Raw genomic sequence first — 25609 nt, forward strand, 5'->3', positions numbered from 1 at the left:
AGCAAATAACCATATAACAATACACTCATGAATAACCAAAATCAACGCAGGGACTTTATCAAAACTTCCGCAATCCTTGCCGGAGGAATGATACTTCAGCCTTTTGGCATGCCGGGGGCTTATGCTTCAGGAACGGATCAAATCAAACTTGCCGTCATCGGCTGTGGAGGCAGGGGAACGGGCGCCGTTTTTCAGGCCTTTGACACAGGACACAATATCAAACTCGTCGCGATGGCAGATGCTTTCAGAGACAGAATAGATAAGAGTTATACGCCGATCTTTGAAAAATATGGAAAAGACAAAGTCGATGTTCCTGAGGACAGGAAGTTTGTGGGCTTTGAAGGTTACAAGGAAGCGATCAAGCTTGCCGATGTCGTGATATTGGCTTCACCTCCGGGATTCAGACCGGACCATTTTGAGGAAGCAGTAAGGCAAGGCAAGCAGGTTTTTATGGAAAAGCCCGTGGCAGTCGATGCAGTCGGCATCCGCAAAGTGCTGGCAGCAGCCGAAGAAGCCAAAAAGAAAAAACTCAATGTCGTGGTTGGTCTTCAAAGACATTATCAGGACAATTACAGAGAAACCATCAAGCGTCTTCATGACGGGGCCATCGGTGACATTGTCGGTGGACAAGTTTATTGGAATGACGGAGGTGTATGGGTCAATCCACGCCAAGCGGGTCAAACCGAGATGGAATACCAAATGAGGAACTGGTACTACTTCAATTGGCTTTGCGGTGACCATATCAACGAGCAGCACGTCCACAATATCGATGTGGCCAATTGGGTAAAAAACAGTTACCCTGTGTCGGCTTACGGTACCGGAGGCCGTCAGGTCCGGACAGGCAAAGAGCATGGCGAAATCTTTGACCACCACAGCATCACCTTCACTTATGCAGACGGAACGGTAATCTTCAGCGAATGCCGCCATTTCCCTGGAGCAGCCAATAGGGTAGATGAATCCTTTCAAGGCACAAAAGGAAAGGTTTTCTTAAGTGCCGGAAACCACGGGAACATTTCAGATTACAAAGGAAATGCCATTTATTCCCACAATAGGGACAATAATCCTAACCCATATCAGGTGGAGCATGATGAACTTTTCGCTGCCATTGTGAAGGGAGAATACAAATTTGCTGATGCAGAAAATGCAGCAAAAAGTACTATGACAGCTATTCTTGGTCGAAATGCAACCTATTCGGGCAAAGTAGTTACTTGGGATGAAGCGCTAAATTCTGAAATAAGTCTGATGCCGGATACCTTGGCTTGGGATGCGATGCCGAAAGTCCTGCCAAATGCGGACGGCTATTACCCTTTTGCGATTCCGGGCAAAACAAAAGTAATCTGATATGAAAAGGAGAAATTTTGTTAGAAATATCAGTTTGGGATCTGCAGTAGCTGCTCTCGCCGGTGGCACAAGTCTTTCCTCCTTTGCAAAAAGCAATGCAGCCGGAAAGCCATTTAACCTGGATTATGCTCCCCACTTTGGGATGTTCAAAGCCCACGCTGGTGACGGGCTTGTATCCCAATTGGAATTCATGGCCGATCAGGGATTCAGGTCTTTGGAAGACAATGGACTGCTTGGCCGCACAGTAGAAGACCAAAATCTCATCGGCAAAACCCTCGAAAGGCTCAACATGCGCATGGGGGTTTTTGTGGTAGACGGTGGTGACAACTGGAAGATTTCACTCGCCTCCGGTAAGCAGGAGTTTATCGACAACTTTGTCGCTACCTGCAAAAAATCAGTGGAGGCCTCCAAGCGTGTCAATGCCAAATGGGCAACGGTTGTTCCCGGCTTTTTTGAAAGAAAACTGCCCATGGGAATCCAAACCTCTCATGTCATCGAAGCACTGAAGCGCGGCGCTGAGGTCATGGAACCAAGTGGATTGGTGATGGTTTTGGAGCCATTGAGTGATACCCCGGAGCTATTTCTGAGGTTCTCTGACCAAACCCATGCCATCTGCAAGGCGGTCGACAGTCCTTCCTGCAAAATCCTCTATGATGCCTACCACATGCAGCGCAACGAAGGCAACCTGATCGCGATGATGGATGCCTGTTGGGATGAGATAGCCTATATTCAGATCGGGGACAATCCTGGACGAAAAGAACCCGGAACAGGTGAAATCAATTACCTGAACGTCTTCAAGCACATCGATGCCAAAGGATTCAAAGGCGTCTGCGGGATGGAACACGGCAATGCCATTTCCGGAAAAGAAGGTGAGTTGGCCCTGATTGCAGCTTATAGAAAAGCGGATATGTTTAAGTAAAAAAATCACCGCAGAGCACACTGAGAGCACGGAGAGAAAGGAAAAAATAGCCAAGGCACGGAGAAAAAAAGAAAAATGAAGCCTGCAAAGGCGCCATTAGCGCAAAGAAGATAGTCACAAAAGAGGAGAGGAAAAAAGCATTCATTGCGGCGTATAGAAAAGCAGATATGTTTAAGTAGAATGTACTGTCAAAATAATTGTGAAGAGGTGGGGTTTTTGACTTCACCTTTTTGTTTAGTAGATCCCGTACAGCTGTCGCGATGTAATTCACTTGTTCTGGAACTATCTTTCGTTTGAGGGTATGGTTGAATATTCCAATTGCAAATTGGAAAGGATAAAAGGGTGGAATTACAAATCCCACCCAGTCGGGGATTAAAATTTCTTGAACTTTTTGGTTACTTTTTGTTTCAAGACAAAAAGTGACACCAGGATAAATGGTCAAAAAAACCATAACCACATCGAGAAAAAAACAAATAAATTCAACCCACTCCTTTGTTCTTGAACTTTTTTCCCAAACTAAAACGATCAATTCGTTTTGTTTCCATCATTTAGCTTTAACAAATAGTATGTATTCCAATCTTCTTCCCCAAGAAGCCTTTGATTTTTTTGGACAAAAATTTGTCCCTCTTTGTTTACGATAGGGGTTGAGATTGTTCCTGATGGCAATTCAATATCGTCCTGGAGCAATTTGTAATCTGAATCAAAAACTGCCGCATATATTGGTAAGGATCCTAAGAAATCCATCCACTCAGCTTGGTTTTCCCTGTCGTAATTCTTCACGATATTTTCGCCAGCTCCTTTTTTGTAAATAAGAATGATTTTGTCTTCGATCACATAAAGTTGTTCTATCATGGATGGGACTACCATTTCCAGCTTGGAAAATAACTCCGATGTGTTTTGTAAATTGGCCTGTGGAAAAGGGATTTGATCTTTCACATTCAGACTGACACTTTCTTTAAAAATCAGCTCTTCGTCCTGTTCTTCATAGACATAAAATTTCATTTCAGCCATCAGAAATAAATACCAAAGTTTTCCTTTTTTTATGATTTTAGGATGATATAAGAAATGAAAATTGCCGTCTTTGTAGATTGAAGTTTCGGGGATTTCCATTTTCAGCACTACCTCTTTTGTAATTGGGTCAAAAACTTCGAGCAATGGTTCATTGTAATATTTTCTATAGAATTTCTCTTGGTCTTCCCAATCTTTAAGATCCCTCTCAGGACGGTAGTATGCCAACTTATTTCCCAATTTAAATGCCGGTCTATTGTACGGATGCATATATAGATAATCCTCTGGTATTGGGATATTTTTGATTATCTCTCCTTCATTTGAAAACTGGATCAATCCCTTATGTAAATCCATGATTGTAAATTTCCCATCAAAAAAACCTCCTGAATAGACCATGTTTATCGCATTTGGTCCGTCTGTTTTGAGCTCAATAGGAGAGGTGATGGTACCGGATTTGTCAAAAATAAGGTAAGATGAATTCCCCTCTTCTTTTGCTAAGAACATACCGTCTTCCATATCAATTAATGTCAATTCTTCCAGGTGATTGACTCTGATTGAATCTGTAATTTCAAATTTATAATTTGTTGAAATGGATTGATCAGTGTTTTTGTCTTTTGCGCAACCAATCAGTGCTGCAATAAGAATCAGGCATGTAAAATATTTTATGTGTTTATAATTTGTTTTCATAGGTCACATAGCCTGTCCCGACTTTCGGGAGAATCTTCGCATTTTTAAAAATCCTCCCTAAGTTTGAGGTTCCCCTCATGCTCGATTTCATTCTCAAATTTAATGGAACGGGAAATTTCAGGCATGTTAAGTTATGTTAGAAAGGAATGCATAACTCTTAATTTTTCTATAATTATTACTGAATATTGCCCCACCTAGGTGAATAGTGGCATTTCTCTAGGTGAATTTGTAATTCAAGCTACCGAGAACTATCTTTCGTTTGAGCGTGTGGTTGAATAGTCCAATTGCATCCCGATGGCTATCGTGGATGGAGTCAAAGAAGGGTGGAATAACATGCCGATAGCTATCTACATACACTCAATCGCAGCATCAGTCGCTAAACTACACCCAGGCGCAGGAAACTAAAAAATATGAATTTACTATATAAAATAACTTTTGAAAATTCATTAAGCCATTTTCGATCAGTTTTTTATTACCTGATTGCAATTGTCGTTTTTGTTTTGGTGATGGCATTTATTTTTGGTGTATCTGATTTACGTGCCTTTATCGAAATTGGTGTGTTCTTTTACGGAGTCTTAATGGTTTTGCCAACGATAATCATTCATTTAAACTATTTTTTTGTAAATAAAAATACTGAAATGGTAATTTATCCGGAGAAAGAATCAATTCGTTTTTTTGAAAAAGAAGCTTGGAAACAATTTGGGTTTCATGAAATAGAAAAGGTTGAAGTGTACATGAGTCCTCAATTGTATAGGAAATCTACTGGTTTTACTCCATGGGATTCATATCATTACACGAAATTATGCCTAAAGGATGGAAAATCTTTGTTTATTACATGTTTAATGGCTAACGAATGGGATATTCTATTAAACGATTTACCGAGACAAATTTTTCAATCCCAATTTCCAATAGTTTTTATGGATAGGTCTAAAAAGAATTAGGTGTTTTAAGTCATGTTGTATCTGGATTCGTGTAGAATGACGTTCGAAATAAGTCCCACCTCCAAAATATTTTTATTTCAATCTTGACTAAAAATTTTTAGGTTTAAGGTAATCCCAAGAAATGCTTTGATGAAAAAACAAGCCCTTTCCATTGCTTTAGGTTTACTGCTGATCATTGGATGCAACACAAAAAGTAACCATCCTTTTGGTCAGGATATCCCTACTGACTCAGAACAAATAGCCATTGGCAAGTCCTTGTTTGAGCAAAATTGCTCCTCCTGTCACAACTTCACCCAAAAGACAATTGGTCCTAATCTCAGTGGCCTGACTTCTCAAATCGAGGCTGATTGGATCAAATCCTTTATCAAAAATCCACAACAGCTCCTTGAAGGTGGTGATGAGCGTACCAAAATACTTTTGGCAGAATACAAGGTACTGATGCCGGCTTTCAATCAGCTTTCAGAGGCAGAAATAGATGCTTTATTAAGTTACATGCATTCTTTTGGGTTTGCGGCTGAATTAGAAAGTGCAGCCGGGGAAGCCTTGGAAGATCCGATTCCGGAGAAAACAATGGATTCGGGATTGTCTTTAGAACTTGAATTTTTTACCCAAATCCCAGCCACCGATTCCATTTCCCCTTTGGCCAAAATCACCAAAATGGAAAGTGAACCTGTTTCAGGGAGGCTGTTTGTACAGGATCAGCATGGGAAAATGTATGAGCTGGTCAATGGAAAGCCAAAGCTATTCTTTGACCTGAGAGCACTTCGGCCGGATTTTGTATCCAAACCGGGATTGGCTACAGGATTTGGCAGCTATGCATTTCATCCCGAATTTGTCGACAATGGATTGCTATACACTTCACACACCGAGAAGCCGGGTTCCAAGACTGTGGATTTTGCCTATGCCGACAGCATCAAAGTGACGATGCAGTGGGTACTCACCGAATGGAAAACATCAAATCCTTCTTCAAAATCCTTTGTTGGGGAAAGCCGGGAGGTCCTCCGCGTAAATGTCGTCACACAGATTCATGGCATGCAGGAAATTGCCTTTAATCCCCATGCCAAAAAGGGAGATCAAGATTATGGCTTGCTCTATATCGGTATCGGTGATGGCGGCAGTGCCGAAAATGGTTTCGATTTTATCTCAGACCACAAAGGCAATGCCGTTTGGAGCAGCATTCTCAGGATAGATCCGCAAGGAAATAACAGCAAAAACGGAAAATACGGCATCCCAAAAGACAATCCATTTGTCGGTCAAAATGATAAAGCACCTGAAGTTTTTGCTTATGGATTCAGGAATCCAAACCGGATTTTTTGGGATCCAAGGGCAAGAATGATGGCCTCCGAAATAGGACACAAACATATCGAAGAAATCAATTTGATCGAGCCGGGGAAGTTTTATGGTTGGCCAAGGAGGGAAGGATCTTTTGTAATCAATCCAAAAGGAGATATGGACAAAGTCTATGCATTGCCTTCAGATGATGAAAAACTTGGAGCGACTTACCCCTTTCTGCAGTTTGACCATGACGAGGGCTTGGCGATCATTGCGGGGTATTTCCCAAATTCAGGGATTTTCAAGGGGAAATTCCTTTTCGGAGATGTGCCATCAGGAAAGGTTTTTGTTTCCGATCTGAATGAATCGGCTGCTCTCAAGATGCAGAAAGTCGGAATCAAGTATGAAGGAAGGGAGACTACTTTACAGGAATTATGTGGCAAACCAAGAGTAGATTTGAAATTCGGTCAGGATAAATCAGGTCAGGTTTACGTTTTGACCAAAGCGGATGGGAAGATTTATAGGGTAGTAAATTGATACTGATTGATATTCATCCCTAAATGGAGGTTTTGCACAAGCTTTCTAATAGAGTTTTTATGCAGACTATGGGTAAGAACCAATAGGGTTTTTTAGGTGGGAGGACAGTATGGATGGTCATGTTATCTTTTGCTCTGTTCCACAAACTTTTCCCCCTGAAAATCAACAGTCTAAGATTTTCCTTTTTGTTAACAATCTTATTTTCTATTGATACAATGGTAATCTATTTTTTATTTCTCTATCTTTTTACTAACAAAAACCTAGTAAATTATTAACCTATGCCTAGAGCTAAATCCGATAAAGACCGCAAAATCTTTGTGTTGGATACTTCGGTGATCCTATACGCACACAACTCGATCATGAACTTTGCGGAGCATGATGTGGTCATCCCGATTACTGTATTGGAAGAGCTCGATCAGTTCAAAAAGGGAAATGATACCAAAAACTTTGAGGCCCGTGAATTTATCAGGCTGCTCGACGGGTTAGCCAAAGATAACATGATCCACAATTGGACTCCACTAAATGGGAAGACCAAAGGATATTTTCGGGTATTGATGAACCCCGATAATAATATCAATGCAAACCTCATCTTTGGTGAAGAAAAAAACGACCACAAAATCCTGAATGCCGCGCTTCATTGCCAACAAATGGAAAAGGGCAGGAAGGTGATCCTAGTCAGCAAAGACATCAACCTCCGGCTCAAAGCAAAGTCCCTTGACATACATGCGGAAGATTACGAAACGGGTAAAATCAAAAACCTTTCTGAACTTGAAAATACCGGAAAATATTACTTGGAAGGCATAGAACCGGATATTATCAACAGGCTTTATGAGAATCATTCGGTCGAGTCCAAGCATGTTTTGGGAAATAAAAAAAGAAAAGCCAATGCTTTCTATATCCTCAAAAGCGAGAAAAACTCGGTGTTGGCCTATTACAATTCTGATGACAACATGCTCGAAAGGGTAGATAAGAAACTTGCCTATAACATCAAGCCAAAAAATGCAGAGCAGGCTTTTGCTTTGCATGCCATCCTGAATCCAAGGATCAAACTTGTCTCCATCCAAGGTGTGGCGGGAACGGGAAAAACGCTTTTGGCGCTTGCCGGCGCATTGGAGCAAAGAAGGGATTATAAGCAGATTTTCCTGGCAAGACCCATTGTTCCCCTGAGCAACAAGGATATCGGCTACCTTCCGGGCGACATCAAATCTAAGTTGAATCCTTATATGGAGCCACTTTGGGACAACCTGAAGTTTATCCAAAACCAATTCAAGGAGTCCGATAAAGAATTTCAAAAAATCACAGAATTGGTAAATCAGGAGAAATTGGTCATCCAACCTTTGGCTTATATCCGGGGAAGGTCACTTTCCAATATTTTCTTTATCGTGGATGAAGCACAAAACCTCACGCCACATGAAATAAAGACCATCATCAGCCGGGCAGGTGAAAATACCAAGATCATTTTTACTGGGGATATCTTTCAGATTGACACCCCTTATCTCGACAGTCAGAGCAATGGTTTATCTTATTTGATAGATCGGGTAAAAGACCATCCTTTGTATGCCCATATCAAGCTAGAAAAGGGAGAAAGATCGGAATTGGCGAATTTAGCAAATGATCTCCTGTAAAAATTGATTTAATTTTTGTAATCCGATAGAATATTCCGAAATTCTATCGGATTTTTTATTTTTTTATCGTTTTGGCGCAACCTTTGGCTCAGGTTTAAAGTTATCCAACTGTATCATTTCAGAAAATGTCATGTACGATATCGTACATATAATATCAATCATTTTGAATTTAAAAAACTGATAATCAATAAGATATAAAATTAGGATCAGAATTTGGCATAAGGCTAATACCTGCCACATTGAAAGCAGGTAAAGAAATTAAACCTTACACAATTACAAATAAAAGAAGAAAATGAAACCAACTATTTTAACTCAAAAAACAGTTTGTGCCTTTTTAGGATTAATGATGGCATTGACAATCTTGTGGGCTGCTAAGGCCGAGGCGAAAGTTGATCGAATCAACGAGGTAATCCCGATGGAATTTAATTTGGGATTGGGTGAAGTTCAGGAGAATGTTATCCAAGAATTTGAATTGGATCTTTCTGATCTGAAAGAACTTCCGACTATCACCATTATCAATAAATATGGAGAAGTGGTAGCCGAATTTTACGGTGATAAAGAAGAAATTAAGAAAAAGTTTAAAGGATCTTTTGAAAAGGCACTATTCGTTACGGACTCAGTAGGCCAAGAATTCTACCTTGTAAGATAGTTTAGTTGATTGTTTGGTTTTTTGAATAAAAAAAAGGTGAGTCATGCTCACCTTTTTTCTTTTTCCTGAAAAATTAACTTTCAGTAATTGTATTCAGTTTAGCGAGGAAGCTGTTATAATATTGCCTACCTACTTGGACTACCGCACCCATTTTAAGGTTGATGTCTTTGGTGTTGAAGCTTTCTATCTGTGCAAGCTGCACAATAAAGGATTTTTGTACCCTCAGGAAAAGATGTGGTGGAAGTTTTTCTTCCATGTCTTTCATCGATTTTCTGATGGTGAAATTCCGTGCTTTGGTGTATATGGTAACCATATTTCCATTAGCCTCGACATAATAGATCTCTTCATAAGGGACCCTTTCATACGCATTGTCTGCTTTGATAAAAACCGCGTCTACGACAAGATACGGGCTTTCGTCCTTTGTTCTTACTGCTACGGTTTCTGCTGCAGGTTTGGTTCTTTTGTTGTAAAGCACAATTTCTACAATGGCATGGATGTCATTGGTGTTAAATGGTTTTACAATAAAACCTGCCGGATTGATTCTTTTTGCTCTTTCAATGATGGTAGGGTCACTGTATGAGGTCACATAAACTAACGGTGCATCGACCATTTGTTTGATGATTTCTCCCAATTCGATACCGTCTTTATCTCCCTTCAGCTTGATATCCATAAATACCAAGTCGGGTCTGTATTTTTTGACGACTTTGATGGCTTGGTTGGCGGAGTTTGCGATGTCAATGTTGACGTAACCTAAAAGTTCTAAAATCTCTTCAATGTTTTCGGCTATGTTTACATCATCTTCGACGATCAGGATTCTTTCCTCTTTCATATGATTTTTATCGGGAAATAATACGTTAAAATAATTATTAAATAGATTTTATTGGTGGTGAAAATTATACGAGTGACTATTTACAAATTTTAGTTTTCACAATCAATATTTATTTGAAATTTCTCTAATAATCAATTATTTCGTTTTATAAACTCATCATGTCCTTAAATCTTGCAGCCTGTCTTCTGCTGACTTCGATTCTGTCTCCACCTTTCAAAGTCACCACCAATCCTCCGTTGAACCAAGGCTCGATGGCCTCCACCCAACTCAGGTTAATGATGTGTTTTCTACTTGCTCTGAAGAATGATTTCTCACTCAATCTTTCATCCAAAGCATTAAGTGATTTGTGGATCATTGGCTTGAAATTATCAAAATATACTTTGATGTAGTTTCCGTCGGATTCAAAAAGTCTCACATTGGATAATTTTACAAACCAGCAACGGTCTCCGTCTTTTACAAACACTTGGTCATCAAGGGTAAGTTTTCGACCTGCAAAAGCCCCTATTTCCTCTGATTTTTCCTGGTTTTCATTCAGTTTTTTCAATAGACGCTCGATGGCTTCACCCAGTCGCTTTGGTTCTATGGGCTTCAAAAGGTAATCCAAAGCATTGACCTGAAAGGCTTTGATGGCATATTCATCGTAGGCAGTCGTAAATACAACATGTGGTACATTGTCCAATTCTTCCAACAAATCGAATCCCGTTTTTTCAGGCATTTGGATATCAAGAAAGACCACATCCGGTGCCAATGCCTCGATTTTTTCTTTGGCATCATCCACATTATTGGCTTCGCCTACTATCTCAACTTGGTCGTATTGGGAAAGCAAGTTGATCAGTTCTTTCCTTGCCAGTCTTTCGTCGTCTATTACAAGTGCTCTCATCTTATTGAATTTTTAACCTAATGTAGGGTTTTGTTTTGGAATTTTTATTTCGGTAATTACAAAATCACTTTCTGAATTGAATATCTTGAAGGAAGCCCGGTCACCATAAATGAGCCTCAATCGCTGCATGGTATTGTTGATCCCATGGCCTTCTCTTTCTTTTTTTCGGACCATTCCGTTGTTTTTCAGCTGCCCGCTGTTTCTGACCTGAATGATCAGGTCATCGGTGATTCCTTCTTTGCATTTGATTTCCACCAATCCGCCTTTTACCCTTGTAGAAATACCGTGTTTGATGGCATTTTCAACAATAGTCTGCAGCATCATGGGCGGTATTTTATAATCATATGCCGAAGGTTCGATATCATATTTGACCTGGAGACGCTCCTCAAACCTGATAGTCTCCAAGTTAAGATAATCTTTTACTGTATTGATTTCATTTTCAAAATCGATTGTCCTCTTTTTATCCATCATCAGGGAAAATCTCAAGATATTAGATAGTTGGGTTATGGCAAGTTTCGCCTTTGCAGGATCTTCATCCACCAATGCACGCACGCTGTTCAAGGCGTTGAATATAAAATGGGGATTGAGCTGGCTTTTGAGATGGTTGAGCTGGATCTCATTGATTTTTGCCTGATACCTGAGGGATTGGTTATAGCTATCCAAGAAATGAAAAAGGAAATACACCATGCTCCAAAGCGAATAAAAGAGGAAGCCGACAAAGATATTTCCAGATATAACGATCAACCTAAATTCGGTTTCGGGATTGAGCGTACCAAATACCCAACTGATAATGATCTGGGCGATGGTATTCAAAATGCTGAGTAAAGCAAGGGTGAGTACAGTATTGGAAAGGAGCTTGGCGAAATCTAAGTTCAGCCAACCATATTTTTTGATTGCATATCGGAATGCATGGGTAGACAAAAAGTAAAAGGCCGCCAATGAAGAATATGCCCCTATCTGTACAGGGGTGATTCTTCTATCCAAAGAAACAAAGAAAAGGTTGATCAAAGCATATCCTGACCAACCCAAAATCTGTAATATCCAATATAATCTCGTCCTATTCATGGCCTTAGCTCAAATATAGACATGACCTCTTTATGCATTCATTGTTTTTTATTGATAGGTAAAATCAGGGCCTTTGGAGGTCATATACTTCTATCAGTTCAATTCTTCTCTTAGGAACTTTGCCGTATAGCTCATTTTGTCTTTAGCGATTTGTTCGGGAGTGCCTTCTGCAATGATCCTCCCTCCTTTTTCGCCCCCTTCATGACCAATGTCCACTACATAGTCAGCCATTTTGATCACATCCATGTTATGCTCAATGATTAGTACTGTATTCCCTTTTTCCACAAGTCTGTTTAAAACTTCCAACAAATGCTCAATATCCTGAAAATGAAGACCTGTGGTAGGTTCATCGAGGATATAGAAAGTTTTCCCAGTATCTTTTTTGGAAAGTTCGGTAGCCAACTTGACCCGCTGGGCCTCTCCTCCTGATAGGGTAGTAGCATGCTGTCCCAATGTAATGTAGCCAAGCCCGACATCATTAAGCGTTTGGATTCTTCTGAGGATTTTTGGTTGGTTTTCAAAAAACTCTACAGCTTGCTCCACAGTCATATCCAAAACATCGGAGATGGATTTCCCTTTAAATCGGACCTCCAAAGTTTCCCTGTTATACCGCTTTCCTTTGCAGGTTTCACATGGGATATGGACATCTGGGAGAAAGTCCATTTCGATCAGTTTCATTCCTGCTCCCTCACAATCTTCACACCTGCCTCCTTTGACATTGAAACTAAACCGACCTGGTTTGTAACCTCTGATTTTGGATTCCGGTAGTTCTGTAAATAATGTTCTGATATCAGAAAAAACACCTGTATAGGTGGCAGGATTGGATCTTGGAGTTCGTCCGATTGGGGATTGGTCTACTTCGATTACTTTGTCCAAGTGCTTCAATCCATCTATGCTATCATAGTTAAGAGGCTCTTTTTTTGAATTGTAAAAATGATGGTTCAATATCGGGAACAAGGTCTCATGGATGAGAGAACTTTTTCCGCTACCCGAAACTCCCGTGATACAGATCATCGTACTTAAGGGAAGTTTAAGATTTACGTTTTTCAGGTTATTTCCTTTTGCGCCTTTGAGTTGGAGGAAGTTGCCGCTTCCTTTTCTCCTTTCAGCGGGCACTTTTATTTTAAGTTCGCCTGTGAGGTATTTTCCTGTGATGCTTCTCAATTTCAAAAACTCATCCGGCGTACCGGCTGCCACGATTTGGCCGCCATGTCTACCTGCGCCGGGACCAATGTCCACCACATAGTCAGAAAGCAACATCATGTCTTTGTCATGCTCTACGACGAGGACAGAGTTGCCCAAATCCCGGAGGTCCTGAAGGGCTTTGATCAGTTTGACGTTGTCTCTTTGGTGAAGCCCGATACTAGGTTCATCCAAGATATACAGCACGCCAACCAATTGTGTTCCGATCTGCGTCGCTAGCCTAATCCTCTGGGCTTCCCCCCCTGAAAGGGTTCGCAAAGGCCTGTTTAATGAAAGGTAATCCAATCCTATATCCAAAAGGAATCCTATCCTTTTTCTGATTTCTTTCAAAACTTCTTTGCCGATAATCTGCTGTCTGTCTGACATTCTGCTTTCCAGACCTTCAAACCAACTTCCCAAGGCGGTAATATCCATCATGGAAAGCTCGCCGATGTGTTTTTCATCAATTTTGAAATGCAGGGCTTCTTTCTTTAGCCTATAACCATTGCAATCGGGGCAGGTTTTGGAAGTGGTAAATTCATTGACCCAATCCAATATTTTTTCTGTTCCGCCTTCCTGTTGTTTTTGGAGGAAATTCACTATTCCTTCAAAAGTTGTATGCCATTCTGTACCCGGGTATTTTACTGATTCTACAGCTACTTCTATCTTGTCTCCGTAAAGCAAAATATCGATGACTTCTTGGGGGAGATTTTCTATCGGTGTGGTAATGCTGCATTTGTAATGTTTCAGGATGGCTTCCACTTTTTTGAATATCCAAACATCCCTGTACTCTCCCAACGGCGCAATCCCCCCTCTGCTGATACTTAGACTGCGATCGGGAATGATATTTTCGATGGTAATTTCTTCGATAACCCCCAAGCCATTGCAAGTGGGACATGCCCCATAAGGGCTGTTGAATGAAAAGCTGTTGGGAGCGGGTTCATCATAAGACAGCCCGGTGACAGGATCCATCAAATATTTGGAAAAATGGTGGATATCTCCCTTCTCGTCCCGGAGCATGATGACTCCCTTGCCATGTTGAAGTCCCGTTTTCAGCGACTGACTGATCCGGAATCTATCTTCCTCCTCCGCTACAATTCTATCAATGACGATTTCTATATCATGGATTTTGTACCGATCCACCTGCATCTTAGGCACCACATCCATGACAACTCCATCAATCCGGACTTTTGAAAAACCCATTTTGCGGATCTGCTCAAACAGCTCCCTGTAATGCCCTTTTCGTCCTTTTACAATAGGGGCTAGGATGTAAAGTTTTTGGTTTTTGAATTTGTCAAACAATTGTTCAATGATCTGATCTTCTGTTTGACGGATCATTTTTTGCCCGGTGAGGTAAGAGTAGGCTTCACCTGCCCTCGCATAGAGCAACCTCATAAAGTCATAGATTTCAGTTACCGTGCCGACTGTAGATCTTGGGTTTTTGGAAGTTGTTTTTTGTTCAATGGAAATGACAGGAGATAAGCCATTGATTTTATCTACATCAGGGCGCTCCATGCCTCCCAAAAAAGAACGGGCATAAGCGGAAAAACTTTCCATATACCGCCTTTGTCCCTCAGCGTAGATGGTATCAAAGGCAAGTGAACTTTTTCCGCTTCCACTCAGCCCAGTGATGACTACCAATTTATTCCTTGGGATACTGATATCGACGTTTTTCAGGTTGTGTTCCCGAGCTCCAAAAATTTCGATAAATTCTTCTTTTTTCTCTATTGACAATTCTGACATGGAGGGATTTTGCATTTTATTCAAGCTTGCAAAAGTACGAATTATTGGGGGGGAATCCCAGATGAATCCTATCATAAAACCCCGAATAAGGAATTAAGGTTTATTAAAAAATGGGATGTAAAGGATATTTGCTGATAAGTACAGGACTTTAATTTTCCATCATGTCAGTTGTGGAAGGCACTTTCAGTTTTTGCCGCTTTTTTCTCTTCTCTTTTGGTTTTTCTTTCCAGCTTTTTATCTTCCTTTTGATGTTTTTTTGATTCCTTGGTTTCCTCTTTCGATGCGTTGCTTGAAGTAGCTGTCATCGATCCGAGGGGGCTTGCTTGTTTTTTATCCAAAGCTTTTTGCTTCATTTCTTCCATGCTTTCCTTGGTAATGGTAGATTTCATACCCGAAAAGATCAGCTTCCACCAATAGGCGAACATGGATTTGTGAGGTTCTCTGATGAAGTACACGTTTCCTTTTTGAACCTCACCTTTTTTATTGGGATTATTGGATTTGATGATGATTTTGTTTGCCAATAACGCCCCGATTTTTCTCAGCACTTTTTCATCTGATTCATAGTCTTTGTTCAGCAACTCTACTTCAAGGTTTTCATACCGGATAATCAATTCCCCTGAACCATCATAATCATTTGCAAGTATATTAAAATCCAGCCTGTTGATTATTCCTGATTTCAAACCTACTTTGGATTCGGGTTCAATCATAGAATTCAAAACTTTGAGGTTCATTTTTCCCATGGTTCCTTTTAAAGTAAATCTACCGTCAGGTTTTTCTAGGTCAAATTTGACATTGGCCGTCAGAGGACCTTCACCCATCAATTTTGCCGTAAGGTTCATTTCTAGCATCCTGTTTTTTCCTTGTCTCTCAACAAAATTGGAGACGTTTGTAATGTGGGCATTGATATCTGAAAAATACAAAAAGGCGGATCGGGGCGATGCGTTGTCGGGCCTCTCTTCGATTTTTATATAGGAATCGTTGATGAATAGATGTTCAATATGGATGATCTGCTTGAGGTTTTCCATTGTTTGATGGATCATTTGGGGCCTTTTATTTAGGTCCTCTTTCTTTCTTTTATCAACAAAAAGCTCCAGATGAAGTCCGTTTGCGGTAAGAGTATCCACTTCGACGATGCCTTTTTTGAGGTAGCTTCCAAAATTCACCCCTGCCAATTCCATTTTGGTTTTGCTGATGTCGATCCAACTTTGTCTTTCAGGAAACAAAGAAGTGTAGGCATATCGATCGAGTTTGTTGTGAAGCCCAATATACCCGAAAGTCATCTTCTTTGTTTTGGTGTCAAAAACAATGTCCTTTACCAAGGTTGACTGACGGAATTTATCAAAATGGAATTGGGCTTTTTCTATGCTGCCATGTATCATTTCCACATCAAAAAGAGCTTTTGGGTTTTCTATATCTTCTTTAGTAAGCCTAAATTCCTTTGCATTGACGTTCATGTTGACAAGAGAGACCCTGACTGAATCATAAAGATTGTTTTTTATTTGAACTGAAAAATCCTTCAAACTGAAGTTTTTTACTTCAATCAGGTCATACTCTTTGCCGTTTTTATTCTTCGGTTTTTTGGGTTCGTTAAAGAGAGAGTCCCAAGGAGGCGAAGAGGAAATGACTTTGATATTGTCCAGGATCGCCGAATCAACTGAAATGGTGTTTCTGAATAGAAATGGGAACCATTTGAATCCTGTCAGGTCAATGTTGTCCACTGTCAGATTCACTGTTATTCTCTCTTTCCCCAAGTTTTCTGAAGGGGTTACTTTTATGTTTTTGATTTTAAGGTAAGTGCCAAAATAATCGTAGTTGAGGGAAATGTCTCCAAAAGTAACCTCGTGCTCACCAAAACTGCTCGTGCGGGTAATCATATTGGATATCAGCCTGTCAGCATTGCTATTCAGGTATTTATTTACAACCGTAGGGATGCTTTTGAATGCAAAAAAACCAATGATAAATATGACAGTAAATGCAATCAAGATTTTTTTCATAGAAAGGAAATAAACTGATTCAATTTATCTAAAAAATAAAGACTAAAATAACTATTGATTGAAAATCCGTCAGTTTATGGGCAACTTGATGATATAATCCTGATTCCTTCCGATTTTTAGCTTTTGGGATCTGAGCCAAGGGTTATGGATTTTCAATTCTTTATAGTTGCTGTTGTGGAGGATAGCCCAATTGGCCAGACTGTTAATCGATTGGGTTACTTTCAATTCCCTGAAAAGAGGTTGCTGATACAGGTCTTTTTCAGACAATTCAAATCCGTACTTACCCGGATTTTCAAAGATTTCCTTAAAAGCCAAGATCCTAAATAGATACCTGCTTGTCTCTTCCACGAGGTGAAGGTTGTAATAATTGCTTTGGTTTTGTTCTTCTTTTCTTTTTCTGATTCCGGTGATGCCGATATTATAGCTTGCTGCGACAGAAGTCCAATTTCCAAATTTGCTGTAGGCAGTTTTCAGGTATTTGCACGCCACCAAAGTTGATTTTTCGAGATGATATCTTTCATCCACATCGTCACTTACTTCCAGTTTGTAATCTTTTGCCGTGCCGGGCATAATCTGCCAAAATCCTCTTGCACCTGCCGGAGAAACCACATTCATCAGGCCTGATTCGGTCATTGCCAGGTATTTGAAATCATCAGGGACTCCTTGTTCCCGAAGTATTTTTTCAATTGTCGGCAGGTATTTGCCTGCTCTTTTCATCAGCAAAATCATATTGGACTGCCAATAGACATTGACATAAATCTCCCTTTCAAACCTTTCCTTAACATCTGTTTGTTCAAGGGGAACCGGCTCATCTGCAAAAGTGAGTTTTTGGGGAATTTCAAAAATCCTCACTTTTGACTCGGGAATGCTGATCCTAAACTGCTCTCCTTCAGCTGAACGGACAAGAACTTCTTCGGTATTTGGGTTTTCGGTCTTTTTTCCAAACTGCAGAAAAAGATTCCAGGCCAGAAGTCCTGCAATCAGGGTGTAGATAACAAAAAGGTGGTAGCGTCTCAAAATCAATAGTTAGGAGTGAGTAAATATTTGCTGTAAAAATCATCAATTACTTTCACAGCTTCTGTCGCATCATCGACCAGATAAAATAGGTCAAGGTCTTCTCTGCTTATATAATTATATTTTTCCAGCAGGGTATTTTTGATCCAGTCAATGAGGCCTTCCCAAAAAGCCTTACCAACCAAAACAATTGGGAACCTGCCTATTTTGATGGTTTGGATCAGGGTAAATGCTTCGAAAAGCTCATCCAAAGTGCCAAAGCCACCCGGAAGCACAACAAAGCCTTGGGAGTATTTAGTGAACATGACCTTTCGGACAAAGAAATAATCAAACATGATCATTTTATCAGGATCGATATAGATGTTTCCCTTGGCTTCAAAAGGGAGTTTGATACAGAGTCCGACAGACTTGCCGTTTTCCGAGCTTGCCCCTTTATTGGCTGCTTCCATGATTCCGGGCCCACCCCCGGTGATGACGCCATAACCGTGGCGGACGAGTTTGGCTGATATTTCTTCAGCCATGATATAATGGGGATTATCAGAAGGAGTTCTCGCCGAACCGAAGACTGAAACACAGGGGCCGATTTTGGAAAGTTTCTCAAATCCCTCTACAAATTCAGCAATTACTTTAAAAATTGCCCAAGAATCTGCGCTCTTTATTTCGTTCCAATCGCGCTCCTTAAAAGCTTTTCGGATTTTTTCTTCTCTCTTTTCTTCAAAATTGTCAAACCTGCTGCTCATGTTAATGCATTAAAATTGTTTTTTTCTCCTCTACAAATTTGGGACGGATAAAGATAGGATTTAATGAATTGTAAAGGAAAGTAAGTACTGATAAATGGTGGAAACCAAAAACCCAAAAATGATTCGTTGAGAGCTATTGTTTTGATACAGAACTCTTTTTACTTTCGCAGGCTTTTAAAAATCGGGAACATGAATCTTCAACAGAAGTCGCAGGAAGTAAGAAGGGTATTTGAAGAATTGGATGCCGAAATCAAGCTATTTATTGATGCGAGTCAGATTGGCTGCATAGCAGGTTGTGGGTATTGCTGTTCCAATCCAAAAGTAAGCGCTTCGATATTGGAGTTTTTGCCTTTGGCTTTTGATCTCTATGAAAAAGGGAAGGCCGAAAAAGCACTTGAGATTTTGGATGCAAAAAGCGAAGCCGATTATTGTATCATTTATAAAGCCACATCACTTGATGCTGCGATGGGGTTTTGTTCTGATTATCAAAACAGAGGGATGATTTGCAGGCTTTTTGGTTCATCTGCGAGGACCAATAGGACCGGAAAAAAAGAAATAATCACCTGTAAGAAAATAAAGGAAAGCAAAAAAGAGCAATACGAATCGGCGTCTCTTTCTGTAAACGAAGGAATGCCTGTACCTTTGAGCAGTAGTGCCTATTCTCAACTGTACAATATTGATTTCCAATTGACTTCAGAGCAGATGCCGATCAATAAAGCTATTCAAAAAGCATTGGAAGCGGTTTTGAGATTCAAATATTATGAAGGCAGCGAAACATCAGAAGCTGCCGAAAGTTTCTGAAATGGTCTTTTTGACGTATATTGTAAAGAAATAAAAAATCTATAGGCGCTTCCTAAATTACCAATTATGCTGAATGTATCTGAAATCATACAAACGATCAAGCAGCTCATCGAGGTGAGGGTTCAACTTGTAAAAGATGAAATCAATGAGCAGGTTTCCACAGTCATGGCAAGGATGTTTCTCCTTATGGTTATGGGTACAGTCTCTGTGATGGTATTGTTTTTTGCAAGTTTTTCATTTGCATTTTACCTAAGTGATTTGATGCGTTCGCCTTTTAAGGGCTTTATGTACGTTGCCTTGATTTATTTGCTGCTATTGGTTTTGCTTTATTTCTTAAAAGATTCAAGGACACTTGTCCGTAGTTTTCAGGAAGTGATCAAAGCATTTATTTTCAGGCCAAAAAAAAGATCCGATAATGAAGAATGAGCTGAACAAAAAAGCGGAAGAACTTGAGCAGACTCTTAAAGTACAACTTGATATGGTCAAGAAAGAATCCGGGGATTATATCAAAATAGGAGGCGCAGTTCTCGCAGGAGGTCTTGTGGCTTTTGCTGCCTACCGGATTTTTGGAAGAAAAAAAAACAATAAGACAAAACGAGTCCTTCAAACTTTGGAAAGGGAAGGTCTTTTGGATGAAGAGATAAGAGAAAAACTTACCAGAAAACTTGAACCCGGATTTTTGGGAAGATTAAGTGCAGTGCTGCTTCCGATAGCGGTCAATTATGGAAGAGAACAATTTGCAAACAAGCTGAACGAACCTAAAATCAAACCCGGGGAGGATGCAAAATAAAGTAAGCCTCAAGCTTCGTGAATTGGCCGATTCCGGCCGAAAAGGAATCGCCTGGCTTATAGACCCGGATGATATACATTCTCCCATTCAATTTGAAGAGCAGGTGAGAGAAGCGGTTGAGCTTAAAATAGATTTTTTCTTTTTGGGTGGCAGTCTGATTCAACAAAACACAATAGGAGATATCATCAAATTTATCCGAAGCATTACCGAGGACATTCCCACTGTTATTTTTCCTGGTAATTCACTTCAGTTTTCACCTTTGGCAGATGCAATTTTATTTCTATCCCTGATTTCAGGAAGGAATCCGGATTTGCTCATTGGCCAACATGTTAGTATCGCCCCGATTTTGGACAAAAGTAAAGTAGAGGTACTTCCGACAGGCTATATGCTGGTAGATGGAGGTCAGACCACAAGTGTCCATTATATCAGTCAGACGATTCCTCTTCCAAACCACCATCCAGAATTGGCAGTTGCTACGGCATTGGCAGGGTATTTTCTAGGGTTACAGTATTTTTATCTTGATGCAGGGAGTGGGGCTCCCAATCCTGTGTCTCCTGAACTTATCAAGGCTGTCAAGAAAAAAATCAAATCGCCTTTGATGGTTGGCGGAGGACTGAATTCCAAAGAAAAAATACAAACAGCTTTTGCTTCTGGAGCTGACCTTGTCGTTCTGGGAAATGGAGCAGGAAAAAACCTTCAGCTAGTCCGTGAAGCAGCATCAATTCTGGAGACTTTTAGGGTATTTTCCAATTAAAAAGCGCTTTCCGGTTTCCCGAAAAGCGCTTGGTTCAAAGCATTGGTTTGAATTGCCGGAGAAACCTCACATCATTTTCTGTAAATAAGCGAAGGTCTTTGATCTGATATTTGAGCATCGCGATTCTTTCTATACCCATCCCGAAGGCAAAGCCAGTATATTTTTTGGAATCAATGCCACAATTTTCCAAGACATTGGGATCCACCATTCCAGATCCACCAATTTCTACCCAACCTGAGCCTTTGCAGACATTACAGCCTTTGCCTCCGCAGATCAGACAGCTGATATCTATCTCGGCACTTGGTTCGGTAAAAGGGAAGAAAGAAGGCCGGAACCTTACTTTGGTTTCTTTGCCAAACATCTCCTTGGCAAAATGATAAAGTGTATTCTTTAAATCTGCGAAGCCCACATTTTCATCCACATACAAACCTTCCACCTGATGAAAAATGCAATGTGCTCTGGCTGAAATGGCCTCATTTCTGTAAACCCTGCCCGGAGAAAGTGTCCTAATCGGAGGCTTTTGGTTTTCCATTACGCGCACCTGTACTGAGGAGGTGTGAGTTCTCAAAGCCACATCTGGATTTTTTTCCAAGAAAAACGTGTCCTGCATTTCCCTTGCGGGATGGTTTTCGGGAAAATTCAGTGCTGTGAAGTTATGCCAATCGTCTTCTATCTCAGGACCCTCAGAAAGGTTAAAGCCGATTCTTTCAAATATTTCGATGATGCGCTGTCTCGTTGAAGTCAATGGATGTATGCCACCTGCCGCGATATTTGTAGGCGGTAAGGTAAGGTCCTGATCAAAGGATTTGGTTTGTTTTTTTGCAAGGTTGACCTGATCGATCAGCTCCTGAAATTTAGCATCGGCCATTTGCTTGACTTCATTGACCAATTGGCCATATTCCTTCTTTTGTTCATTTGGAATATTTCTCATTTCTGCAAAAAGCTCCCCAACCACACTTTTTTTGCTGATGAATTTCATCCTGTAAGCCTCCAATTCCTCCTCATTGCCGGCTTCAGCAGCAAAGATGGCGGATTTGATGGCTTCTATTTTTTCCTGATGCATATTTCATTCAATTTTTCAGAGTCACAAATCTAAAACAAATGATGTGAAAAGCACTTTTTTTTTAAATACCAAAATCCAGTTTGCTTGACTTCTCCGTATTTCTCTTCAAAACAACAAAACCAATTTTATTATGAAAACCATGAGATTATTTCAATCAGCCATTTTGGCTCTGTTTCTGTTAAATGCTTCAGGAGCATTTGGCCAAAAAGAAAAAACAGTAGAAGTAGGGGGTTCACCGATGTATCCTTCCAAGAATATTGTCGCCAATGCGGTCAATTCCAAAGACCACACCACTTTGGTAGCAGCTGTACAGGCGGCAGGCTTGGTAGAGACATTGCAATCCGAGGGACCTTTTACAGTTTTTGCCCCTACAAATGCGGCATTTTCAAAACTTCCTAAGGGAACTGTGGAGACTTTGGTGAAACCTGAAAACAAAGCAACCCTAACAGGTATTTTGACTTATCATGTCGTGGCAGGAAAAATGGGATCCAAAGAAATTGCTGCTGCAATCAAGAAAGGAAACGGAAAAGCGGTCTTGACAACCGTACAAGGAGGCAAGTTGACTGCTTGGATGAAAGGCAATGACCTGTATATCACAGATGAGAATGGAGGCCAATCTATGGTGACTATCAAGGATGTGTTTCAGTCAAATGGTGTAATCCACGTGGTGGATTCAGTTGTTCTTCCAAAAGGTTGAAAACAAATTTTTCTTTCTATCTCGCAACAAAATCCCCAAAACGAAAAAGAGACCTTGTCAAAGGTCTCTTTTTTTATGTTACCAAGTCCTGCCACCGCCACCGCCGGGTCTTCCCTGCTGAGGGCTTTCGGCTTGGGGTTTGAAGTTGCCAATATTATAGGAAAAGGTAATCAGGCCATATCTGGTTAGGACCCTTGTGAATGTATCCTCAATGGAAACATCTGACACGGTCCTACCGATGGCATTGTTCTGGTTGAGCAGATCAAAAACTGTAAGCTTCAGTTCTGCTTTGTTGTCTTTGGTAAACCTATATCCGGCTTCAATATTCCAGAGCCAAACTGATTGGTCCAAAGTGGGAGAAAGACCTCTATATAAAGAATTGTTGACCACATTGGAAATGAATAATTTCCCTTTGTTTGGAGAATAGTAGAATCTGAAATTGGAAGATTGGATATAGTAATTCTGGTCCAAATTGGATTGTAAACTACTGTTGACAATGGTATAAATCCCTGTAGTAGAAACGGAAAAATCTAGGTCTTTACTGATGTTACTTGTCAGGGTCAAGCCTTGGCTCAAATCAATGTTGTCATTGGCATTTTTTTGTCCATTGATCATCCCCGGCGTCCTGTTGTAGGAAACCGATGAATTCAGATTGAACTGGGATTTCCAGCTTTTGATCGGGGTGCCATAGGTGACAAATAAGCGTGACCTGAAATTACCCGAAAAATTCTCCGGACGACTGATTTGCCCACCGGGTTTTAATAATACTTGATCATTGATCAAGGTATCGGATTGCGCAATAAAAGTATTGGTACCAATAAAATCTTCAGTCAGGTTTAGGGAGATGAATGTGAAGAAGGTTTTTGATCTGGCTAAGTTGATTTTGGAGTAATTGATAAAGGCATTGTGGCTGAATGACTGTCCAAGGTTAGGATTTCCCACTAAAAGCTGCAAAGGGTTTTGGTTGTTGATTACATTTTGAAGCTGATTTACACTTGGTTCCTGTGTGTTTGTCCTATACCGCAACCTGAAAGAGGTACCTTTTTCTTGGTTTCTATAATTGGCATTCAGACCAGGAAGAAAATTGGTGAAGGAGCGGTTGAAAAGTTCTTCTCTAGGAAAAAAGCTTTCATTGTCCTGCACCGCATATTGGTAATCAAGGTTGGCATTGACATTCCATTTTTCAAACCTATAGCTGTACCCTACACTTGGTCTTTGGACGATAAATTTGTTGTTGAATTGGTTGCTCAATGCAGTATCAAGTACCATAATGCCAGCTTCCGGTATCAAGCTGAATGTCTTTTGGTCAGAAGTAGTTTTGTTGTTGCCCACTTGGTAAGACATGGTCAATAGCGATTTTTCTGTGACCGGTTCCGTGAATTGTAAAGTTGCCCGGTAGTTGAAGCCATCCGAAAGTCCGAATGTCTCTTGGTTGATAGTATCGCGGATATCTCTGATGAAATCCCGGTTGGCGGCAACTAGGTCAGAATATTGGTCTCTTTTGGTCCAAGCAGTGTAGACAGTAGTGGAAATTGTCCTTCCCTGTTTGTCAAATTTGTACCGATAGACAAAATTGTTTGCCAGGTTATAGCCGTCCGTGGTGGCATTGGATTTTGTTCTTGAGCTACTCAAGGGATCCAATGTGCCTGAAAGGTTGAGCCCATCACGGTCGTTGTAAGTATTGTTGCTCTGGAAATTTAGGGAAGGGGTAATGATGATGGCGTTTTTTGGATTGAGGTCATATTCTATCCTCCCATTGATACGGTGATTGTTGTTGGTGATGGTATTCAGTAAGCTTTCCTCATAAAATTGCCTTGTGGTCTCAGACAAAATTGTTTCCCTATTGGTAAGTTTAAATAGATTATTCTTGGTTGAATTGAAAAAGTAGCTTCCTGTGAAGTTGATTTTTTTGCCGAATTTATCACTGTAATTCAAACCTACACTGTTTGTGGTAATGATTCCCTGATCCTGCCCGACAAGGAAGTTGTTGTTTCCGCCCCCCCATCCTTGGCCTCCGGGACGACCGCCTCCACCTCCACCTCCACGGTTCCCACCCCCTTGACTTGAGGCATTGACTCCAACCAAATCCTGAGAAGAAAAATTTTGTTGGTTGATGTTATTGAAAAGTCCAATGATAGAAATTCTTTTGTTGCCTTTGAAATAATTGAAATTGCCCCCTGCAGCATATCTATCCTGTGTGCCTGCACCCGCATACAATCTCCCAAACTGTCCTGTGTTTTTATCCGGTCTTGTGACGATATTGATGGTTCGCGAATAATTGCCGTCATCAAATCCTGTAAGTCTGGATTGGTCTGACCTTTGGTCCAATATCTCGACGCGGTCGATGACATCCGCAGGTAGATTTCGCAAAGCAAGGAACGGATCACTTCCAAAAAATTCCCGGCCATCCACCAAAACTTTTTGTACCTGCTCGCCTTTAGCCTGGATTTCACCATTTTGGATGGTGACTCCGGGAAGCTTTCTGACCAAATCTTCGGCATCTCCGTTTTCCCTTGTTTTGAAAGCATTGGCATTGAATGATGTCGTATCGCCCTTAACTTCTCCTACTACCACCTGACCTTCTATCAAAACCTCGCCTAGGAGCTTGCTGTCTTCCAATAAGACCAAGGTTCCGAGGTCTAGACCATCACTTCTGTTGTGGGTTTTGCTGATTTTTACAAATCCCAAAAAAGTAACTTCAATCAGGACAGATGGGATTCTTGGCCTGCTGATTTCAAAAGTCCCGTCTGCTCCTGTTACTGTATTCACCAAAACCGAGTCTGTAACCGTCTTGATGACCACATTGGCACCGACCATTGGTCCTTTTGTAGCTCCTTCGATGACTCGGCCTTTGAGGATGAGATTCTGTGTTCTTCCTTCGGGTTTTTGGGCTTGGGAATCAAAAGAATAAATAAAAAGCAAGCAAAGGAAAAATGCTTTGAAAGTAGAAATCTTCATGGGAAATAGTTTAAATATCCCAGCTTAGACATTGTCCCAAGTCAAAAAGTTTAAGTATAAATCAAGCAAAATTTTGATCGGATAAAATTTAGGTTGAATGGGGATTAGATTCCTTTAATT

General features: G+C 40.6%; 21 protein-coding genes. 11 read left to right on the plus strand and 10 right to left on the minus strand.

Annotated elements, in window-relative coordinates; all coding sequences use genetic code 11:
* The first annotated feature begins 27 nt into the window (after nt 1–27).
* Together NK987_RS14445 and NK987_RS14450 are read left to right on the plus strand one after the other, a co-directional pair.
* Complete coding sequence (locus tag NK987_RS14445) at nt 28–1341, plus strand: Gfo/Idh/MocA family protein (protein ID WP_259264421.1); 1314 nt, start codon at nt 28–30, stop codon at nt 1339–1341.
* Nucleotide 1342: 1 nt separating this feature from the next.
* Nucleotides 1343–2260: a hydroxypyruvate isomerase family protein gene (locus tag NK987_RS14450; protein ID WP_259264422.1), complete on the plus strand. Its 918-nt coding sequence runs from the start codon at nt 1343–1345 to the stop codon at nt 2258–2260.
* Nucleotides 2261–2785: 525 nt separating this feature from the next.
* Here the strand turns inward: NK987_RS14450 and NK987_RS14455 are convergent.
* A complete protein-coding gene (locus tag NK987_RS14455) occupies nt 2786–3955 on the minus strand; it encodes a hypothetical protein (protein WP_259264423.1) in 1170 nt (389 codons plus the stop codon).
* A gap of 410 nt (nt 3956–4365) precedes the next feature.
* On the opposite strand from NK987_RS14455, the gene NK987_RS14460 reads away from it, so the two are divergent.
* From NK987_RS14460 to NK987_RS14475, 4 genes are all read left to right on the plus strand, one after another.
* Complete coding sequence (locus tag NK987_RS14460; RefSeq protein WP_259264424.1) at nt 4366–4896, plus strand: PH domain-containing protein; 531 nt, start codon at nt 4366–4368, stop codon at nt 4894–4896.
* 129 nt (nt 4897–5025) lie between these two features.
* Complete coding sequence (locus tag NK987_RS14465; RefSeq protein WP_259264425.1) at nt 5026–6705, plus strand: PQQ-dependent sugar dehydrogenase; 1680 nt, start codon at nt 5026–5028, stop codon at nt 6703–6705.
* A gap of 278 nt (nt 6706–6983) precedes the next feature.
* A complete protein-coding gene (locus tag NK987_RS14470) occupies nt 6984–8330 on the plus strand; it encodes a PhoH family protein (protein ID WP_258422483.1) in 1347 nt (448 codons plus the stop codon).
* Between the two features lie 292 nt (nt 8331–8622).
* On the plus strand, nt 8623–8979 hold the full coding sequence (locus NK987_RS14475; protein ID WP_259264426.1) for a hypothetical protein: 357 nt from the start codon (nt 8623–8625) through the stop codon (nt 8977–8979).
* A gap of 73 nt (nt 8980–9052) precedes the next feature.
* Here the strand turns inward: NK987_RS14475 and NK987_RS14480 are convergent, their stop codons facing one another.
* From NK987_RS14480 to NK987_RS14510, 7 genes are all read right to left on the minus strand, one after another.
* Nucleotides 9053–9808 carry a LytR/AlgR family response regulator transcription factor gene (locus NK987_RS14480; RefSeq protein WP_241125922.1) on the minus strand — a complete coding sequence of 252 codons (756 nt, stop codon included), beginning with the start codon at nt 9806–9808 and terminating at the stop codon, nt 9053–9055.
* Between the two features lie 145 nt (nt 9809–9953).
* On the minus strand, nt 9954–10688 hold the full coding sequence (locus NK987_RS14485; RefSeq protein WP_258424157.1) for a LytR/AlgR family response regulator transcription factor: 735 nt from the start codon (nt 10686–10688) through the stop codon (nt 9954–9956).
* 12 nt (nt 10689–10700) lie between these two features.
* Nucleotides 10701–11753: a sensor histidine kinase gene (locus NK987_RS14490; protein WP_259264427.1), complete on the minus strand. Its 1053-nt coding sequence runs from the start codon at nt 11751–11753 to the stop codon at nt 10701–10703.
* A 93-nt stretch (nt 11754–11846) separates the two neighbouring features.
* A complete protein-coding gene (gene uvrA, locus NK987_RS14495) occupies nt 11847–14678 on the minus strand; it encodes an excinuclease ABC subunit UvrA (protein WP_258424155.1) in 2832 nt (943 codons plus the stop codon).
* Between the two features lie 164 nt (nt 14679–14842).
* Nucleotides 14843–16672 (minus strand): AsmA family protein, encoded by a 1830-nt coding sequence (locus NK987_RS14500; protein WP_259264428.1) that lies wholly within the window; start codon nt 16670–16672, stop codon nt 14843–14845.
* 69 nt (nt 16673–16741) lie between these two features.
* Nucleotides 16742–17689, minus strand: a complete 948-nt coding sequence (locus NK987_RS14505) for a lytic transglycosylase domain-containing protein (protein WP_259264429.1) — start codon at nt 17687–17689, stop codon at nt 16742–16744.
* Between the two features lie 2 nt (nt 17690–17691).
* Complete coding sequence (locus NK987_RS14510; protein ID WP_259264430.1) at nt 17692–18426, minus strand: LOG family protein; 735 nt, start codon at nt 18424–18426, stop codon at nt 17692–17694.
* Between the two features lie 189 nt (nt 18427–18615).
* Between NK987_RS14510 and NK987_RS14515 the strand changes: the two genes are divergently transcribed.
* The 4 genes from NK987_RS14515 to NK987_RS14530 all read left to right on the plus strand — a co-directional run bounded on the left by NK987_RS14515 (nt 18616) and on the right by NK987_RS14530 (nt 20771).
* Entirely contained in the window at nt 18616–19227 is a 612-nt protein-coding gene (locus NK987_RS14515; RefSeq protein WP_259264431.1) for a YkgJ family cysteine cluster protein, read from the plus strand.
* 66 nt (nt 19228–19293) lie between these two features.
* Entirely contained in the window at nt 19294–19653 is a 360-nt protein-coding gene (locus NK987_RS14520; RefSeq protein WP_258424150.1) for a phage holin family protein, read from the plus strand.
* The gene (locus tag NK987_RS14525) at nt 19643–20017 is read left to right on the plus strand and encodes a hypothetical protein (protein ID WP_258424149.1); all 375 of its coding nucleotides are present in this window, start codon (nt 19643–19645) and stop codon (nt 20015–20017) included. Before NK987_RS14520 ends, NK987_RS14525 begins: the two co-directional genes overlap by 11 nt.
* Nucleotides 20007–20771: a geranylgeranylglyceryl/heptaprenylglyceryl phosphate synthase gene (locus NK987_RS14530; protein ID WP_259264432.1), complete on the plus strand. Its 765-nt coding sequence runs from the start codon at nt 20007–20009 to the stop codon at nt 20769–20771. Before NK987_RS14525 ends, NK987_RS14530 begins: the two co-directional genes overlap by 11 nt.
* Before the next feature lie 34 nt (nt 20772–20805).
* Here the strand turns inward: NK987_RS14530 and pheS are convergent, their stop codons facing one another.
* Nucleotides 20806–21834, minus strand: coding sequence for a phenylalanine--tRNA ligase subunit alpha (gene pheS / locus NK987_RS14535; protein ID WP_259264433.1), 1029 nt, complete (start codon nt 21832–21834; stop codon nt 20806–20808).
* A gap of 130 nt (nt 21835–21964) precedes the next feature.
* Between pheS and NK987_RS14540 the strand changes: the two genes are divergently transcribed.
* Complete coding sequence (locus tag NK987_RS14540; RefSeq protein WP_258424146.1) at nt 21965–22531, plus strand: fasciclin domain-containing protein; 567 nt, start codon at nt 21965–21967, stop codon at nt 22529–22531.
* A gap of 78 nt (nt 22532–22609) precedes the next feature.
* Here the strand turns inward: NK987_RS14540 and NK987_RS14545 are convergent, their stop codons facing one another.
* Nucleotides 22610–25489, minus strand: a complete 2880-nt coding sequence (locus NK987_RS14545; RefSeq protein WP_259264434.1) for an outer membrane beta-barrel protein — start codon at nt 25487–25489, stop codon at nt 22610–22612.
* Nucleotides 25490–25609: the final 120 nt, after the last annotated feature.

Origin of the sequence: Aquiflexum gelatinilyticum (assembly GCF_024813435.1) — a bacterium.
Taxonomy (GTDB): Bacteria; Bacteroidota; Bacteroidia; order Cytophagales; family Cyclobacteriaceae; genus Cognataquiflexum; species Cognataquiflexum gelatinilyticum.

Bases quoted from the DNA above. Each gene is read 5' to 3' on its own strand.
- NK987_RS14470 (WP_258422483.1), top strand. From the start codon at position 6,984: ATGCCTAGAGCTAAATCCGATAAAGACCGCAAAATCTTTGTGTTGGAT.
- NK987_RS14445 (WP_259264421.1), top strand. From the start codon at position 28: ATGAATAACCAAAATCAACGCAGGGACTTTATCAAAACTTCCGCAATC.
- NK987_RS14510 (WP_259264430.1), bottom strand. From the start codon at position 18,426: ATGAGCAGCAGGTTTGACAATTTTGAAGAAAAGAGAGAAGAAAAAATC.
- NK987_RS14525 (WP_258424149.1), top strand. From the start codon at position 19,643: ATGAAGAATGAGCTGAACAAAAAAGCGGAAGAACTTGAGCAGACTCTT.
- uvrA (WP_258424155.1), bottom strand. From the start codon at position 14,678: ATGTCAGAATTGTCAATAGAGAAAAAAGAAGAATTTATCGAAATTTTT.
- NK987_RS14545 (WP_259264434.1), bottom strand. From the start codon at position 25,489: ATGAAGATTTCTACTTTCAAAGCATTTTTCCTTTGCTTGCTTTTTATT.
- NK987_RS14480 (WP_241125922.1), bottom strand. From the start codon at position 9,808: ATGAAAGAGGAAAGAATCCTGATCGTCGAAGATGATGTAAACATAGCC.
- NK987_RS14485 (WP_258424157.1), bottom strand. From the start codon at position 10,688: ATGAGAGCACTTGTAATAGACGACGAAAGACTGGCAAGGAAAGAACTG.
- NK987_RS14500 (WP_259264428.1), bottom strand. From the start codon at position 16,672: ATGAAAAAAATCTTGATTGCATTTACTGTCATATTTATCATTGGTTTT.
- NK987_RS14460 (WP_259264424.1), top strand. From the start codon at position 4,366: ATGAATTTACTATATAAAATAACTTTTGAAAATTCATTAAGCCATTTT.
- NK987_RS14475 (WP_259264426.1), top strand. From the start codon at position 8,623: ATGAAACCAACTATTTTAACTCAAAAAACAGTTTGTGCCTTTTTAGGA.
- NK987_RS14520 (WP_258424150.1), top strand. From the start codon at position 19,294: ATGCTGAATGTATCTGAAATCATACAAACGATCAAGCAGCTCATCGAG.
- NK987_RS14540 (WP_258424146.1), top strand. From the start codon at position 21,965: ATGAAAACCATGAGATTATTTCAATCAGCCATTTTGGCTCTGTTTCTG.
- NK987_RS14450 (WP_259264422.1), top strand. From the start codon at position 1,343: ATGAAAAGGAGAAATTTTGTTAGAAATATCAGTTTGGGATCTGCAGTA.
- NK987_RS14530 (WP_259264432.1), top strand. From the start codon at position 20,007: ATGCAAAATAAAGTAAGCCTCAAGCTTCGTGAATTGGCCGATTCCGGC.
- NK987_RS14490 (WP_259264427.1), bottom strand. From the start codon at position 11,753: ATGAATAGGACGAGATTATATTGGATATTACAGATTTTGGGTTGGTCA.
- pheS (WP_259264433.1), bottom strand. From the start codon at position 21,834: ATGCATCAGGAAAAAATAGAAGCCATCAAATCCGCCATCTTTGCTGCT.
- NK987_RS14455 (WP_259264423.1), bottom strand. From the start codon at position 3,955: ATGAAAACAAATTATAAACACATAAAATATTTTACATGCCTGATTCTT.
- NK987_RS14515 (WP_259264431.1), top strand. From the start codon at position 18,616: ATGAATCTTCAACAGAAGTCGCAGGAAGTAAGAAGGGTATTTGAAGAA.
- NK987_RS14465 (WP_259264425.1), top strand. From the start codon at position 5,026: ATGAAAAAACAAGCCCTTTCCATTGCTTTAGGTTTACTGCTGATCATT.